The 16,625-nt window shown below is 46.4% G+C and carries 10 protein-coding genes, 2 rRNA genes and 1 pseudogene (1 of these 13 running past the window's edge); 9 read left to right on the forward strand and 4 right to left on the reverse strand.

The features are described from left to right. Positions 1–155: 155 nt before the first annotated feature. From ACPUEK_RS19165 to ACPUEK_RS19205, 9 genes and pseudogenes are all read left to right on the forward strand, one after another. Entirely contained in the window at positions 156–767 is a 612-nt protein-coding gene (locus tag ACPUEK_RS19165) for a Yip1 family protein (protein ID WP_082866270.1), read from the forward strand. Between the two features lie 545 nt (positions 768–1,312). After that, positions 1,313–1,642, forward strand: a pseudogene (locus ACPUEK_RS19170) (methyl-accepting chemotaxis protein); the annotation flags it as partial. Positions 1,643–1,684: 42 nt separating this feature from the next. Next, entirely contained in the window at positions 1,685–2,044 is a 360-nt protein-coding gene (locus ACPUEK_RS19175; RefSeq protein WP_231872635.1) for a CZB domain-containing protein, read from the forward strand. A gap of 253 nt (positions 2,045–2,297) precedes the next feature. Next, on the forward strand, positions 2,298–5,096 hold the full coding sequence (locus ACPUEK_RS19180) for a monovalent cation/H+ antiporter subunit A (protein WP_067222918.1): 2,799 nt from the start codon (positions 2,298–2,300) through the stop codon (positions 5,094–5,096). Next, a complete protein-coding gene (locus tag ACPUEK_RS19185) occupies positions 5,096–5,461 on the forward strand; it encodes a Na+/H+ antiporter subunit C (protein ID WP_067033460.1) in 366 nt (121 codons plus the stop codon). Before ACPUEK_RS19180 ends, ACPUEK_RS19185 begins: the two co-directional genes overlap by 1 nt. After that, entirely contained in the window at positions 5,462–6,991 is a 1,530-nt protein-coding gene (locus ACPUEK_RS19190; RefSeq protein WP_067222922.1) for a monovalent cation/H+ antiporter subunit D, read from the forward strand. After that, the gene (locus ACPUEK_RS19195) at positions 6,991–7,476 is read left to right on the forward strand and encodes a Na+/H+ antiporter subunit E (protein ID WP_067222925.1); all 486 of its coding nucleotides are present in this window, start codon (positions 6,991–6,993) and stop codon (positions 7,474–7,476) included. The genes ACPUEK_RS19190 and ACPUEK_RS19195 overlap by 1 nt, the downstream gene beginning before the upstream one ends. Next, positions 7,470–7,739 (forward strand): K+/H+ antiporter subunit F, encoded by a 270-nt coding sequence (locus tag ACPUEK_RS19200; protein ID WP_067033452.1) that lies wholly within the window; start codon positions 7,470–7,472, stop codon positions 7,737–7,739. Before ACPUEK_RS19195 ends, ACPUEK_RS19200 begins: the two co-directional genes overlap by 7 nt. A 12-nt stretch (positions 7,740–7,751) precedes the next feature. Next, the gene (locus ACPUEK_RS19205) at positions 7,752–8,126 is read left to right on the forward strand and encodes a Na+/H+ antiporter subunit G (RefSeq protein WP_067033449.1); all 375 of its coding nucleotides are present in this window, start codon (positions 7,752–7,754) and stop codon (positions 8,124–8,126) included. Here the strand turns inward: ACPUEK_RS19205 and amt are convergent, their stop codons facing one another. The 4 genes from amt to ACPUEK_RS19225 form a co-directional block, all read right to left on the reverse strand. Further along, positions 8,127–11,183: an ammonium transporter gene (amt, locus tag ACPUEK_RS19210; protein ID WP_425641839.1), complete on the reverse strand. Its 3,057-nt coding sequence runs from the start codon at positions 11,181–11,183 to the stop codon at positions 8,127–8,129. A 181-nt stretch (positions 11,184–11,364) separates the two neighbouring features. After that, positions 11,365–12,627: a sodium:proton antiporter NhaD gene (gene nhaD, locus ACPUEK_RS19215; protein ID WP_425641840.1), complete on the reverse strand. Its 1,263-nt coding sequence runs from the start codon at positions 12,625–12,627 to the stop codon at positions 11,365–11,367. An 834-nt stretch (positions 12,628–13,461) separates the two neighbouring features. Further along, a 5S ribosomal RNA gene (rrf, locus tag ACPUEK_RS19220) occupies positions 13,462–13,576 on the reverse strand. Positions 13,577–13,860: 284 nt separating this feature from the next. Next, positions 13,861–16,625, reverse strand: a 23S ribosomal RNA gene (locus tag ACPUEK_RS19225) (it continues 122 nt past the right edge of the window).

Here is a 16,625-nt window from a genome sequence, read left to right on the forward strand (position 1 = left end):
CGTCTATTAAATCACCTGCTTATAAGAAATCATTATCATCCGGTCCGACTACTTGCTCGTATGCATCTATACTGAACGTTGTAGACGTTACTTGTGTACGTAATTAAACGTTTAAGTAAACTCTAACTCATATAGTCGATAACGAGGAGGACAGCATGATTAATCATGTTTGGGGGTTGTTACACCATCCTGATCGAGAATGGCGAGAAATCAATAGAGAACACGAATCTGTCAGTCATATGTATGCACATCATGTGCTGATCATGGCGGCGATTCCTGTCGTTAGTAGTTTCATCGGTACGACGCAAGTGGGTTGGACGTTGAACGGTGAAGAAGGCGTGAAGCTTAGTTTGATGACGGCTCTAGGTCTGGGGGTGTTATTTTACGGTTTGATCTTATTAGCGGTTGCAGGTGTAGGGTCGGCGATTCATGCACTGTCGCGCCAGTACTCTCATCGCCCTAGCCGTGCTGAAAGCATTGTCTTTGCAGGTTATATTGCAACACCCATGTTTTTGAGTGGTTTATTTGCGATTTATCCTATTGCTTGGCTTTGCGTGTTAGCCGTGTGTTTGGGGGTCGTTTATTCAGGCTACCTACTTTATAAAGGAACGCCACGATTCTTAGGCATCAGTCATAAGGAAGGTTTTATTCTATCCACGGGGACACTTGGTATTGGTGTTCTGATTCTTGAGTTCTTGTTAGCCGTCGTGGTGCTGTTGTGGAGCATGGGCTCTGAACACAGTCCACTATGGGCATTCTTCGGATAAATACTCGTCAATGAACAGTCTCGTTACATTAGCCTGCTTCAAATAGCCCTTGGTTATTGATCCGAAGCAGGCTTTTTAATGTCGCTTACAAATTTCATACACTCTACAGATAAATATCTTTTATCCTGACCGCATTAAGCACACTATATCGTTGTGTTATTTATAAAAAAGCCATTGCGGAGCCCGCTTAGACGATGTTTTTCTCTTCACATAAAAACCGTATTGCCGATCTAGAGCAACAAATAGAACAAGAACGTTCGCAAAGCCAGCAACGTATTTCAGCACTTGAGACTGAACTACTCCAAGCAAAGCAAGACGCCGCTATCAATACGGCCGACGATTACTGCTCAGAGCTATTAAGCTACCAGCTGCGTGGTGGCGACATGCTCAATTCTATTCGACAAGGCTTAGCCGAGAGTGCCGAGACATTAATCCATGAACGTATGCAACTAAAAGAAGTCGACACGCTTTTTGCTGATACGCGTACCGCACTGTCTCGTTTAAACGATCGTGCTGAAATCATCAATCAAGAAGCCAGCTCCAGTATGGACGCCGCTGTTGTGCTGGATAAAACCGCCAGTGGCATCAGTCAATTGGTTTCCAGCATCCAAGAAATCTCAGATCAAACTAACTTATTGGCTTTGAATGCAGCGATTGAAGCGGCTCGTGCAGGTGAAGCGGGGCGTGGGTTCGCTGTGGTTGCAGACGAAGTCCGTAATCTTGCCAGTAAAACCCATGCCGCCAGTGAGCAAGTAGAAGACTTAGTGCGAAAAGTTCTAGATCAAACACAAAAAATTAAAGGCATGGTGGACAAAAACCAATCCAGCGCCGAAGATGTTGCGACCTCGGCAGGACAAATCGACAGCATTGTTGGAACCGTGATTACAACGTCTCAGAAAATGCAGAACGTAATCAAAATGGCGGCAACACAAGCCTTCCTTGATACGGTTAAACTTGACCATTCCGTTTGGAAAAATCAGGTGTATAACAAGATCGATAAAAAAGACTTCCGTGAAGCGGTTAACGCACATACGGAATGTCGCCTTGGTAAATGGTACTATCAGGGTTACGGACAGAAGCATTTTCAGCATTCGCATAATTTCCGTGCGATTGAAGCGCCACATAAGACCGTTCATGACTCTGGTCGTGCGGCCGTTGCCGCTGCTGAGCAAGGCAAGTCTGCCGATATGTTGCATCATCTAGATAAGATGGAAACCGCTAGCTTACATGTGGTGGTGAGCATCGAGTCGTTGATGGAAGAAATTAAGAGTCAATGAACTTAATCGATTGATTTGAGTCTATTAAGAAGCGCTGAATTGAATTCGGCGCTTTTTTTTGATGAGGGTGCAAGACGTTATTTTTGTTACTTTTTTTCGTCAATTTTTTAAAGAAAATGTTGTTCTATCACGCTATCCTTACAGGATACAGATGAATAAGCATCGATTTGTTCACATATGATGCCGAATAAATGGAAACAGTCATGCCTTTAGTAGGGCTAACTGTTAAAAATGCTATGAAGGAGCAGATCCGTTGAATACTCTACTATGCATTCCCCTATTAGTATTACTGGGAACCTTAGTCCCCTTATGTAGTACCCGCTATAGCCGAACCGCATGTGCATTTTTAACGGCTGCTTTACCTGCAGTGGCCTTATTTTTAGTACTGCAATTAGCACCCGCCATTTTAGATGGGCAGCGTTTTCAAACCGCCATTGAGTGGGTCCCCAGTCTCGGACTGAGTTTAGCCTTTCGATTGGATGGTCTGTCTCTACTGTTTAGCTTGCTGATCTTAGGCATTGGCCTCTTGGTCATTCTCTATGCCCGCTACTATCTTTCAAGCAATGACAACATCGGTAAGTTTTTCTGTTACCTGATTCTGTTTATGTTTGCCATGCTTGGCGTGGTCATGTCTGATAACTTGATCCAGATGTGGGTGTTCTGGGAGTTAACCAGTATTAGCTCATTCTTGTTGATCAGTTTCTGGGGCCACAAAAGCGATGCTCGTAAAGGGGCACGAATGGCGCTAACCATTACCGGCACAGGCGGCTTGTTCTTGTTAGCAGGCCTACTCATGCTGGGTAATGTGGTCGGCAGCTTTGAGCTGCAAACCGTTTTAGACAGCGGCGACATGATTCGTGCGAGCAGTACCTACCCAATTATCACTGTGTTGATTCTAATCGGTGCGTTCACTAAATCCGCACAATTTCCGTTTCATTTCTGGTTACCGAATGCCATGGCGGCGCCGACTCCAGTAAGTGCTTACTTACACTCAGCCACTATGGTAAAAGCGGGTATCTTTTTGATGGCGCGTTTTTACCCGTCTTTGGCCGGCACCGATCTTTGGTTCTTAATGGTCAGCATGACGGGGCTAGCGACATTCCTATTGGGCGGCTATTTAGCCTTGTTCCAGCACGACTTAAAAGGCTTGCTGGCTAACTCCACTATCAGTCATTTAGGTTTGATCACTCTCCTACTGGGTATGGGTTCTGATCTGGCCTTGGTTGCCGCCATTTTCCACATTATCAACCACGCTACTTTTAAAGCGTCTCTGTTTATGGCGGCGGGTATCATTGACCACGAGTCTGGTTCCCGAGATATGCGTCAGCTCAACGGTCTATGGAAATACATGCCGTATACCGCCACGCTAGCGATGGTCGCATCGATGGCGATGGCGGGTGTGCCCCTGCTAAACGGTTTCTTATCCAAGGAAATGTTCTTTAATGAAACGCTGCATCAGAACTCATTAGGCTCCATATCTTGGATGGTACCTGTACTGGCCACACTGGGCGGTGTCCTGTCCGTCGCTTACTCGCTTCGCTTTATTCACGATGTATTCTTTAACGGTGAGCCGATTAATTTGCCGAAAACGCCTCATGAACCACCTCGCTATATGCGTGTACCGGTAGAGGTGCTTGTGGCGCTGTGTTTGGCCGTGGGTATTTTCCCAAGCTTTATTGTTGGCGATCTGTTGTACAGTGCGTCGAATGCGGCCCTGAATGGCGATGTGCCTAGCTATAGTTTGGCCATTTGGCACGGTTTTAACATTCCTCTTCTGATGAGTGCGATCGCCTTAGTCGGTGGTCTGGTGGTGTATTACAACCGCCAACACTTATTCAAATTCCAAGCTCAGTTCCCGACTAACGATCCTAAAATTTTGTTTGAACGTGCAATTCAACAATTGGTGAGTAAAGCAACATGGTTTATAGGGTTCACTGAGAACGGCTCGTTGCAGCGTTATATGTACTTTTTAATGATGCTGACGATCGTCGTCAGTGCGTATCCGTTGTTAGATCTTGATGCCACTGCTGGTCATCGCCCGGAGATTCCTCTGGATGCGTTATCCATTACGGGCGCGGTACTGTTGTCTTTGGCATCACTCGCTACCGTTATCTGGCATCGCCGCCGTATGGTTGCTTTGTTAACATTGTCTGTTGTCGGCTTGATTGTCACCCTCGCCTTTGCTCGTTTTTCGGCACCAGATTTGGCATTGACTCAGTTATCGGTTGAAGTCGTGACCATCATCTTGCTGATGCTGGCGTTGTTCTTCTTACCCCAGAAAACCCCGAAAGAGTCGAGCCCTCGTCGCGTTGTGCGTGACTTAGGCATCTCGGCCATGATTGGCGGTATCGTAGGTACCGTAATCTTTGCCTTGATGACGCGTCCGCTGGATACAATTTCTGACTTCTTCACCGAAAACAGTAAAACCGGTGGCGGTGGTACGAACGTGGTCAATGTGATTCTTGTCGACTTCCGTGGCTTTGATACGTTAGGTGAGATTACGGTATTGGGCATCGCCGCTCTGGGTATCTTTAAGCTGATTGCTCGTATGCGCCTGTACATGCCATCCAGCAACGAACAAGGTCGACCTTGGTCGAGTGATCGCCATCCACTTATGTTGTCTGTGGTTTCTCAAAGTTTGCTGCCATTGGCATTATTAGTATCCGCTTACATCTTCCTGCGCGGTCATAACATGCCTGGGGGTGGTTTTATCGCGGGCTTGATTACGTCGGTTGCCATTATTCAGCAGTACGTGGCGCATGGTGTCGATTGGATTAAAGACCGTTTGAAACTGGATTACCAAATTATGATTGGCTCTGGTATCGGTATTGCTACATTGACGGGCTTAGGCAGCTGGCTGTTTGGCCGTCCGTTCTTAACGTCTTGGTTCGACTACTTCTATTTACCGGTCATCGGTAAATTTGAGTTGGCCAGCGCCATGTTGTTTGATTTAGGCGTGTTTTTAACTGTCGTAGGGGCAACCATGTTGATCTTGGCAAATCTTGGTCAGTTGACCACGAGTGAACGTGCTGTGTATGAGGAGGAAGCATAATGGAAGGCATCTACGCTTTTTGTGTGGGCTTAATGACGGCCTGCGGTATTTTCTTAACTCTTCGCGGCCGTACCTTTTCGGTTGTGGTTGGTTTAACACTGCTGTCTTACGCCGTGAACTTATTCCTGTTTGCAAGCGGACGCTTGAAACTGGATGCCGCTGCGGTTCTAGGGATGTCTGAAGAATATGGTGACCCTTTGCCTCAAGCTTTGGTGTTGACGGCGATTGTAATCGGCTTTGCCATGACGGCCTTTGCCGTTATCTTGGCTATGCGTGCCCGTGCCGATTTAGGCAATGATCATGTGGATGGTCGAATTCCACAGACCAAGGAATCAGCTCGCCAGAAAGCCGGAGGCCAACGCTAAATGCAACATCTTAGTATTTTACCCATTCTGTTGCCGTTGATTACCGGGGCGCTGTTATTACTACCGCCGCTGTCAAAGAATATTAAACGCCAGCGTATTGCCACGCTGTTATCAATGTTTGCGCAAGTCGTCGTTGGTTTTGCTTTGGTTACACACGTTCAAACGGAAGGCGTAACGCAATACATTCTAGGCGATTGGCGTCCACCTTTCGGTATCGTGCTTGTTGCTGACTCGATGTCTACGGTGATGGTGGCCGTAACGAACTTCTTGGCCTTTGGAGCGTTATGCTACGCGACAGGGTCTTATGACCGCGCCGGTGGCTACTTCTACCCTCTCTTTATGTTCCAAGTGATGGGGATCAACGGTGCATTTCTAACCGGTGATGCGTTTAACTTATTCGTATTCTTCGAAATTCTACTGATCGCGTCCTACGCGTTACTCGTACACGGCGGTGGCAAACAAAAGACACAGGCAACCGTTCATTATGTCATCTTAAACTTAGCTGGTTCGAGTGTGTTTCTATTCGGCTTAGGGATTTTGTACGGTACATTAGGCACACTCAATATTGCTGACATGGCACAAAAGGTATCTGAGCTAGACGGCAGTGTGGTGATTCTGACGAAGATCGGTGCATTGATGCTGCTGGTGGTATTTGGCATGAAATCTGCCATGTTGCCGCTGCACTTCTGGTTACCAAAGACTTACTCAAGCGCGAGTGCGCCGGTAGCGGCTATTTTTGCTGTTATGACCAAAGTAGGTATCTACAGTATCTTGCGTATTCATGGTGTAGTATTCGGCGATGAGGCGGGTGAGCTAGCCCATATTGCTCAATCTTGGTTGTGGCCGTTAGCGTTAATGACGATCGTCGTCGGTACCATCGGCGTGTTGGCCAGCCCTAGCCTCAAACTGGTTACTGCCAATCTTGTTGTGCTATCGGCCGGTACTTTATTAGTGTGTGCTGCATTGCAAAATGAAGCGGCAACGAGTGCGGCTTTGTACTACATGATACACAGTACATTGGTGGCGGGCGGTATGTTCCTGTTAGCCGATTTAATCGGTCGCCAACGTGGTAAAGCCGAAGATCGGTTTGTCATGGCGAAAGCCATGGATAACCCTGTTTTCTTAGCTATATTCTTCTCAATCGCCGCTGTTGCTGTTATCGGTATGCCACCGTTCTCAGGCTTTATCGGTAAAATTATGATTCTTCAGTCTGTGCAATCAGCGACCGAGCAAATGTGGGTATGGCCGATTGTACTGCTAAGCAGTCTAGGCTCTTTGATAGCGTTGTCTCGTGCAGGCACTACACTGTTCTGGCGCTACTCTACCAACAAGCAGTCAAACGAAGACAGTCAGCCTATTCATTTGGGTGAGTGGCTGGGCATCGTATTGCTACTGTCTGCCTCACCTATCTTGGCATTGTTTGCAGGCCCGCTGACAGAGTTAACCAACGAAGCCGCTGCTTATTTATTTAACCCAAGTTTATCGGTCGATGCGCTACTGACTGCACCGCTATCTAAAGGAGGCTTTTAATGTCATTTTTGCCTATGCCATTCCATAGCCTTCTACTGTTTGTTGTTTGGCTACTGCTGAACAGTTCCATCAGCCCAGGGCACATTTTACTCGCTGCATTCTTTGCGATCAGTATTCCCTTGCTGGTAAACAGCATGCGCAACGAGCAGCCCAAAATCAAAAAGCCTTGGCTTGCGATTCGCTATTTCTTTATGGTGCTAAAAGACATCTTGGTGGCCAATATCCAAGTCGCTGTCTTAGTGCTTGGTCCCATCAAAAATCTTAATCCAGGCTTTGTCGCCATTCCGCTAGATATCACGTCGGATGTTGGCATTACGCTTTTGGCAAGCACGGTGTCATTAACCCCAGGTACCGTCAGTGTAGAGATTTCAGAAGATAAGCAATGGCTGTATGTTCACGCCCTACACTTGGATAATGAACAAGACTTGATTGATGAAATTAAACAGCGCTATGAGCGCCCAATTAAGGAGATCTTAGGATGCTAAGCTGGGCGTTATTCTTCGTCACTATTTGTATTTGTATCGCTTTATTTCTCAACTTATGGCGGTTGTTGGTTGGACCACATATTTCGGACCGAATCATGGCATTGGATACCATGTACATTAATGCGATTGCATTGTTGATGCTTTACGGTATTTATATGCAAACCAGTCTGTACTTCGAAGCGGCTTTATTGATTGCAATGTTAGGCTTTGTTAGTACGTCCGCTCTTTGTAAGTACTTACTTCGCGGCGATATCATCGAGTAATAGGAGAGCAACATGTCATTTTACACCGAGCTATTGATTACGGTATTACTCGTTATTGGTGGGGTTTTCTTGCTGGTCGGATCTATTGGTTTGGCACGTTTACCTGATATCTTTACTCGCCTGCATGGCCCGACAAAGGCCACTACGTTGGGCATTACAGGTATCTTGCTATCATCACTTATTTATCAAACGATTACTCAAAGCCGTTTTTCGGTTTCAGAGTTATTAATCACTTTGTTCTTGTTAATCACCGCTCCGGTAGCGGCCAATATGATTGCTAAAACGGCCCTGCATCGTGACAACCCGGCCATTCCTAGAACGACTGGACAATCATTGATGAGTAAGATTCGTACACGCCAGCCGGCTGATGCGCAAGAAGAAGACTAGCTAGTTCGATAGAATCGGAAGCTCATGGTGCAACAGTGCGATGACTTCCGATTCTGGTAACGGTCTAGCATAGAAGTAGCCTTGATGCAGATAACAACCAAGCGCATTCAATACACTGGCTTGCTCCGCTGTTTCTACTCCCTCCGCGATTACCTGTAAATCTAAATTCTGCGCCAGCTGTATCACAGCCTCACAAATTTTGTCACCTTCCGCATGATCACCAATCTCGCAAACGAACGATTTATCTATCTTTAGAATATCCAGCGGTAGTTTTTTAAGATAATGCAGCGACGAATACCCTGTACCAAAGTCATCGACTGAAATCTCGACATCGAGCGCTTTTAATCCTTCCATGATCTCGATACATTGGTTCATATCGTGGATAAACACACCTTCTGTGATCTCTATCTTGAGTAAATCACCCGGCACTTTATAACGTTCTAACAGCGTCTCAATATGCTGACTGAAACCCTCTGAAACAAAATGCCTACCGGAGATATTAACAGCGACTGGTAACACTTTGAGCTCTTGATTTCGCCACTGGTGAAGCTTGGCGATACTTTGCTCTAACACCCATTCGCCAATACGACAAATTACATTCGACTCTTCCGCTAACGGAATAAACTCCACCGGAGACACAAAACCTCTTTCTGGATGTTCCCAACGAATCAGGGCCTCAAACCCAATGATCGACTGCGTTAGCGTATTCATTTGTGGCTGGTACATTAAATAAAATTGCTGAGCCCCAATGGCATCTTTGATTTCTTGTTCCAATCGAAAACGATCGGTTATCTCATTGGCCATATGAGTCTCAAAAAACCGAGCATGGTCTCGACCATTTTCTTTGGCCCAATACATGGCCATATCAGCTTGCTGAATCAGCTGCTCAGCATCATAAAGATGTTCCGTAATAGCGATACCGATACTCGTCCCTACTTTAACAGGCTTATTCGCAAGCAACATTGGCTCCACCATGCTCGCTAAAATTTTCTGTGCAAGCGTCATTGCACGTTCTGGAGAGACACTCTCTGTCAACATAATCAGAAACTCATCGCCGCCCCAGCGCGCGATGATATCGGACGCTAAGACAACATCATTAAGCCGAACGGACACTTCGCACAGCAACTCATCACCAGCTTTGTGGCCTAAAGAGTCGTTGATCACTTTAAACTTATCCAAGTCGAGAAATAACAACGCCACAGCCTGATGATGTTCCTCCGCATACACCAGTGCACGCTCAAGCTGCTCTGACATGTAGGCGCGATTATAGAGATTGGTAAGTGGATCATTGTAAGCAAGCAAGCGTAAACGCTGCTGGAGCTTTACATGGCGCGTTACATCACGGATATGGAGCGTAAACTCTTGAAAGCTTCCCTGGTCATTCAGTGCCTTGGTAATTGATATTTCCACTGGGAAAATCTGGTTGTCGCCTCGCTGTAGCTGAAAATGATTGCGTCGATTAATCAGCCAACCTCCAGAATTGGAAAAACCAGTGGCCAAGCTACTTCGAATGTTTTGTCTTTCTTTAATTGGGACAAAACTGTCAATAAAGCTTTTTCCCTTAATTTGGCGCTTTAACACGCCAAACGTACGCTCTGAAGCAGGGTTATATTCAATGATATGGCCATCACCGTCTATCGTGACAATGCAATCCATTGAAGCATCAAGAATCGCAGACTTTCGCATTTCACTTTCTTTAAACCAGAACAGAGCTTGGTCACGCTCGCTAATTTCTTGGCTAACTTTATCAAGCACCCGATTATATTGTTTCGCAATCTGACCAACTTCTGTGAACGGCTCTTCTGGCACATGATTGGAAAAGTCAGCCTCATCTTCTTGATCGTGCATTGAATTCAAAAGATCAATCAGCTCTGTGGTGGCCCTATGTTCAGCAATATTAAGACCCTGCTCTTCTTCCTCTTGAGTCACACGTAGAACCATCACCTTTTGCAATAGATACAATGCGATACTCGCTATAACAACACAGTAAAGACCAATCGAAACAATGCCCAACGCTTGAACTTCAAACTGTTCCCAGCGACTTAAGCCAGTACCAATCTTATCTAGATCACCAAACAATGAGACGGCTAAAGTCCCCCAAATCCCTGCAAATAAATGTGCCGGCACCACATCTAAGGCGTCGTCTAACTTCCAACGCTCCATCAACATACTGCCAAGCACAGTAATCAATCCGCTGGTAAAACCAATAAAAATTGCGCCATTGACCGTAACGACATGACAGCCAGCCGTGATACCAACCAAACCGGCAATCACACCATTGAGCAACTGAGAAACATTAATATAACGCCTTAATGTATAGAATAAGGCCGTCGCCCCAATCCCGCCCCATACTGCCGACATAAAAGTATTCAATAAAATATGTGGAACGGCTTCGCTCAGCTGTAACGTGCTACCTCCGTTAAAACCAATCCAGCCCAACCAGATCAGTAACACGCCTAATCCCGATAATGGCAAGTTGCTACCTTGTGGTAAGTGAATGCCTTTATCGAAACGACGTAAGCGCGGGCCAATCACCCAGATTGCAATTAAAGCTACCCAGCCACCAACAGAATGTACGATCGTTGATCCAGCAAAATCGATGAAGCCTAAAGACTCTAACCAACCCTGACTGACGTCTGAATACACACCATTCCAAGCCCAGTGCCCGACTATTGGATAAATACAAGCACTGAGAATAACAGTGATCATTAAATAGCCTGAGAACGTCATACGCTCTGCAACCGCGCCGGATACCAGCGTAGCGGCCGTACCGCAAAACATCATCTGAAATAGGAAAAAGGCAATGGATGAGGAATCGGCCTGCTCGCCAAACAAAAAGTCAGAGGTCCCAAATACACCGTATTGGGAAGCACCAAACATTAAACCAAAACCAACTAGGTTAAAAACTGCAGAGGATAGAATAAAATCGGAAATGTTTTTCGCGGCAACATTGATACTGTTTTTACTGCGGATGCGACCACTTTCAAGACATAAAAAACCCGCTTGCATTAGGAATACCAGCGTAGCAGAAACTAAAAGCCAAACAACATCTACCATATATGCTCCATTTCGATACACACAGCATAGGCACGCACCAAATAAGCGACTGTCTACGCCCCCATTTGGGGAGCAGGGCTAAAAATACATTCTCTTACCTCCATTACATACAATTGTTAGGCCAATATTGGCCTAACAACAAACCAAAAACAGGCACCTAAGTGCCTGTTCATAATCAAAACTAACCCAATAAAATCTGGGCCAAACCGACCGATGCGGCATACCCCATCGTATAAACAAGTGCGAGCACAATGAAGTAACGTGCATAAGAACCAAATGTCAGCCCATCCACTTTACTCATCGCAACAATACCAGCAGCAGAACCGATCACAAGCAATGATCCACCAACACCTACCGCATAGGTCAATCCTAACCACTCGGCTTCGGTCATCACGATACCCGCTTTCAATAAGGCCGCCGTGAGTGGCACGTTATCAATCACCGAGGACAGAACTCCCATCAAGAAGTTAGCCATGTAAGGCGGCATGATTTCATACATGCGAACAATCGTATCCAGCACCTCAATTTCTTTTAGCATCCCAACGAGAAGTAAGATACCTAAGAAGAACAGCAAGGTTTCAAACTCAATCACTCGAATGTATTCAAGGATAGATTGCTCTTCCTCTTCATCGTCATTAAAGAAACGAGCAATAAGAAACATCGTCGCCATGCCCATTAAGAACATTAGTACAGGCGGAATACCAAATAAGACATTGGCAGCGATCGTTGAAATAATCGTACATAAAAAGGCCCCTGCGATCATTAGATCGACCGGTCTTACTTCATTGTGACGGATATTGATCTCAACCGTATCATTTAAACCACGGCTGAGTAGCAACGCCAACACCATAACAGCGGAGAATGCAGGCAGAGATAACAATAACAGATCTAAAATATGTACTTTACCGTCTAAGAAAATCATCAGCGTCGTGACATCACCGGTGATCAAAGAAACACCTCCTGAGTTCACAGCAAAAACTACAAGCGTAGCAAACCTAACGGTTTTCTTAGTCGATAAATTAAGCGACAAAATCAACGTCACCGATACCAGCGTTGCGGTAATATTGTCGGCTAAGGAAGAAAATATAAAACAGAAAATAGCGGTCAAGAACAACAACGACCTTTCTTTGATCCTCTTTGGCATAAATAAATGAATGACATTTTCAATCATGCCCTTCTTATTTAAGTAGGCAACAAACGTCATAGCCGCAACCAAAAACAACCATAGACTTGCTATTTCGGCAATATTTTCTTCAAAACCCCGTGCAATAACCTCTGACTGACTTTCTGAATCGGAATGGAACACGTAGAGCAAAAACCATGAAAAGGTTCCTAAAAACAAAGTCACCTTTGCTTTGTTAACATGAATCACATCCTCCAGCACCACACCCAGCAAAGCAATCACCGCTAAACTGATGAGGACGACTTGTAGTACATCTGACATCGAAAAACTCCAACACGTAAATTTAAAAGCCCAAAATTTGATGTTGAAATTTTATACCGCTTTCAAATGAGCGCCTACTCATTAACAGGCATTATTTGAAATAAAATTACATAAAGAGTATTTTTAATAGTTATATTGATCAAATAAAAGTCGCTTTGAGTCAGTGATGATTGAAACTCAGTAAAATCCGATGCATTTTTGATAGCCGACACTTTCAAAACATTCAAAAACCAATCAGATTCGTAATTTTTAATTGACTACATCGCTCAAGCAAACCTATCTAAGGATAGATTAATAGTTAATGCTTCAATGTAGATTGGTAAATTCTATTAAGAGAATCTACAGGTTACAGCGCCCCCTTTTGATGTCACGCGCTGACACGTCGAAGCATGAGACAGGCGCAAGCGGGGCATAAAAGGGATGCGGAAAACCGCAGACACAAAAAAGCCCTGACAGCATCGCTATCAGGGCTTCCTTTGTAGGATGCTTGACGATATCTATACCCTTGCGGTACGACCTATATCTATCCCCTTGTGGGACTCTCACATGGGATCTCCCACACGACCATCTGCGATGGTGAGCGCCTGCAGCGTGTTGAGAGCTACTTCTGAGTTCGAGATGGGATCCGGTGGTCTCTGTCTCTGTTTTTCTAAACGCCTTCTCTTGCCATAAGGTGCACGCTTTTGATGTCACGCGCTGACGCATCGAAGTATGAGACAGGCGCAAGCGGAACACAAAAGAGGATGCGCAATCTAGCTGCGTTGATGCGTTGAGGAAAACCGCAGACATAAAAAAGCCCTGACAGCATCGCTATCAGGGCTTCCTTTGTATGATGCTTGACGACGACCTACTCTCACATGGGATCTCCCACACTACCATCGGCGATGGCGCCTTTCACTTCTGAGTTCGGGATGGGATCAGGTGGTTCAACGCCTCTATGATCGTCAAGCAAACGGGTTTGCGATCGTTTTGGGGGCTTATGCTTGCCTTAGCCAAAACACGCAAGTTCGTGAACTTGAGTCTTTAACAATAAAACTTTTGAAATAGTGATAACCAAGTATCAAACCAGTACCTCCAAGGATGGAGGCAATACTGAAAATTGTCTGGAACAATTTCAGTAGTGTCGTAATCTGTAGTACAGCGAGTATGTTTTCTTCACACTCGACCTCCATGGAAGGAGGAAGTACTGTTCGTTGTCTGGAACAACGACAGTAAAAACCATTTTGGTGTTATATGGTCAAGCCTCACGAGCAATTAGTATTGGTTAGCTCAATGCCTCACAGCACTTACACACCCAACCTATCAACGTCCTAGTCTCGAACGGCTCTTTAGGGCACTTTAAGTGCCAGTGAGATCTTATCTTGAAGGAGGCTTCCCGCTTAGATGCTTTCAGCGGTTATCCCGTCCGAACATAGCTACCCGGCAATGCCACTGGCGTGACAACCGGAACACCAGAGGTTCGTTCACTCCGGTCCTCTCGTACTAGGAGCAACTCTTCTCAAATCTCAAACGTCCACGGCAGATAGGGACCGAACTGTCTCACGACGTTCTAAACCCAGCTCGCGTACCACTTTAAATGGCGAACAGCCATACCCTTGGGACCGGCTTCAGCCCCAGGATGTGATGAGCCGACATCGAGGTGCCAAACACCGCCGTCGATGTGAACTCTTGGGCGGTATCAGCCTGTTATCCCCGGAGTACCTTTTATCCGTTGAGCGATGGCCCTTCCATACAGAACCACCGGATCACTAAGACCTACTTTCGTACCTGCTCGACGTGTCTGTCTCGCAGTTAAGCGCGCTTTTGCCTTTACACTCTATGCATGATTTCCGACCATGCTGAGCGCACCTTCGTGCTCCTCCGTTACTCTTTGGGAGGAGACCGCCCCAGTCAAACTACCCACCACACAGTGTCCTCGATCCGGATAACGGATCTGAGTTAGAACCTCAAACATACCAGGGTGGTATTTCAAGATTGGCTCCATGAGAACTGGCGTCCTCACTTCAAAGCCTCCCACCTATCCTACACAAGTAGGTTCAAAGTTCACTGTGAAGCTATAGTAAAGGTTCACGGGGTCTTTCCGTCTAGCCGCGGATACACAGCATCTTCACTGCGATTTCAATTTCACTGAGTCTCGGGTGGAGACAGTGTGGCCATCGTTACGCCATTCGTGCAGGTCGGAACTTACCCGACAAGGAATTTCGCTACCTTAGGACCGTTATAGTTACGGCCGCCGTTTACTTGGGCTTCGATCAAGAGCTTCGCTTGCGCTAACCCCATCAATTAACCTTCAAGCACCGGGCAGGCGTCACACCCTATACGTCCACTTTCGTGTTTGCAGAGTGCTGTGTTTTTAATAAACAGTCGCAGCCACCTGGTATCTTCGACCGACTGATGCTTACGGAGCAAGTCCTTCACATCGGCCGGCGCACCTTCTCCCGAAGTTACGGTGCCATTTTGCCTAGTTCCTTCACCCGAGTTCTCTCAAGCGCCTTGGTATTCTCTACCTGACCACCTGTGTCGGTTTGGGGTACGGTTCGATCATATCTGAAGCTTAGAAGTTTTTCCTGGAAGCATGGCATCAACCACTTCGCCCAAAAGAGGGCTCGTCGTCAGTTCTCAGTCTTAAAGGGACCCGGATTTGCCTAAGTCCCAAACCTACCGCCTTAAACACAGACAACCATCGCTGTGCTGGCCTAGCCTTCTCCGTCTCTCCATCGCAATATGTACGAGTACAGGAATATTAACCTGTTTCCCATCGACTACGCATTTCTGCCTCGCCTTAGGGGCCGACTCACCCTGCCCTGATTAACATGGGACAGGAAACCTTGGTCTTCCGGCGGGGGAGTTTTTCACTCCCCTTATCGTTACTCATGTCAACATTCGCACTTCTGATACCTCCAGCCTGCTTTACAGCTTGACCTTCAACGGCTTACAGAACGCTCCTCTACCATACTAGTAAACTAGTATCCGTAGCTTCGGTGTACAGTTTGAGCCCCGTTATATCTTCCGCGCAGGCCGACTCGACTAGTGAGCTATTACGCTTTCTTTAAAGGATGGCTGCTTCTAAGCCAACCTCCTAGCTGTCTAAGCCTTCCCACATCGTTTCCCACTTAACTGTAACTTTGGGACCTTAGCTGACGGTCTGGGTTGTTTCCCTTTCCACGACGGACGTTAGCACCCGCCGTGTGTCTCCCGCGCTCATACTCATTGGTATTCGGAGTTTGCATGGGGTTGGTAAGTCGGGATGACCCCCTAGCCCAAACAGTGCTCTACCCCCAATGGCAATACGCGAGGCGCTACCTAAATAGCTTTCGAGGAGAACCAGCTATCTCCGAGCTTGATTAGCCTTTCACTCCAATCCACAAGTCATCCCCGGACTTTTCAACGTACGTGGGTTCGGTCCTCCAGTTAGTGTTACCCAACCTTCAACCTGCTCATGGATAGATCGCCCGGTTTCGGGTCTAATGCTAGCAACTGAACGCCCTATTAAGACTCGGTTTCCCTACGCCTCCCCTAAACGGTTAAGCTTGCTACTAACATTAAGTCGTTGACCCATTATACAAAAGGTACGCAGTCACGGAACTAAGTCCGCTCCCACTGCTTGTACGTACACGGTTTCAGGTTCTATTTCACTCCCCTCACTGGGGTTCTTTTCGCCTTTCCCTCACGGTACTGGTTCACTATCGGTCAGTCAGGAGTATTTAGCCTTGGAGGATGGTCCCCCCATATTCAAACAGGATATCACGTGTCCCGTCTTACTCGATTTCATTGAAAAGGCATTTTCGTATACGGGGCTATCACCCACTATGGCGGCCCTTTCCAGAGCCTTCTACTAACACCAATTCAACTTAAGGGCTAATCCCCGTTCGCTCGCCGCTACTAAGGGAATCTCGGTTGATTTCTTTTCCTCCGGGTACTTAGATGTTTCAGTTCCCCGGGTTCGCCTCGTATGGCTATGTATTCACCATACGATACCCGCAAGCGGGTGGGTTTCC

This window comes from Marinomonas gallaica (assembly GCF_049821165.1).
In the GTDB taxonomy this organism is placed as follows: Bacteria; Pseudomonadota; Gammaproteobacteria; order Pseudomonadales; family Marinomonadaceae; genus Marinomonas; species Marinomonas gallaica.

Bases quoted from the DNA above. Each gene is read 5' to 3' on its own strand.
- ACPUEK_RS19165 (WP_082866270.1), top strand. From the start codon at position 156: ATGATTAATCATGTTTGGGGGTTGTTACACCATCCTGATCGAGAATGG.
- ACPUEK_RS19175 (WP_231872635.1), top strand. From the start codon at position 1,685: ATGGCGGCAACACAAGCCTTCCTTGATACGGTTAAACTTGACCATTCC.
- ACPUEK_RS19185 (WP_067033460.1), top strand. From the start codon at position 5,096: ATGGAAGGCATCTACGCTTTTTGTGTGGGCTTAATGACGGCCTGCGGT.
- ACPUEK_RS19190 (WP_067222922.1), top strand. From the start codon at position 5,462: ATGCAACATCTTAGTATTTTACCCATTCTGTTGCCGTTGATTACCGGG.
- ACPUEK_RS19195 (WP_067222925.1), top strand. From the start codon at position 6,991: ATGTCATTTTTGCCTATGCCATTCCATAGCCTTCTACTGTTTGTTGTT.
- ACPUEK_RS19200 (WP_067033452.1), top strand. From the start codon at position 7,470: ATGCTAAGCTGGGCGTTATTCTTCGTCACTATTTGTATTTGTATCGCT.
- ACPUEK_RS19205 (WP_067033449.1), top strand. From the start codon at position 7,752: ATGTCATTTTACACCGAGCTATTGATTACGGTATTACTCGTTATTGGT.
- amt (WP_425641839.1), bottom strand. From the start codon at position 11,183: ATGGTAGATGTTGTTTGGCTTTTAGTTTCTGCTACGCTGGTATTCCTA.
- nhaD (WP_425641840.1), bottom strand. From the start codon at position 12,627: ATGTCAGATGTACTACAAGTCGTCCTCATCAGTTTAGCGGTGATTGCT.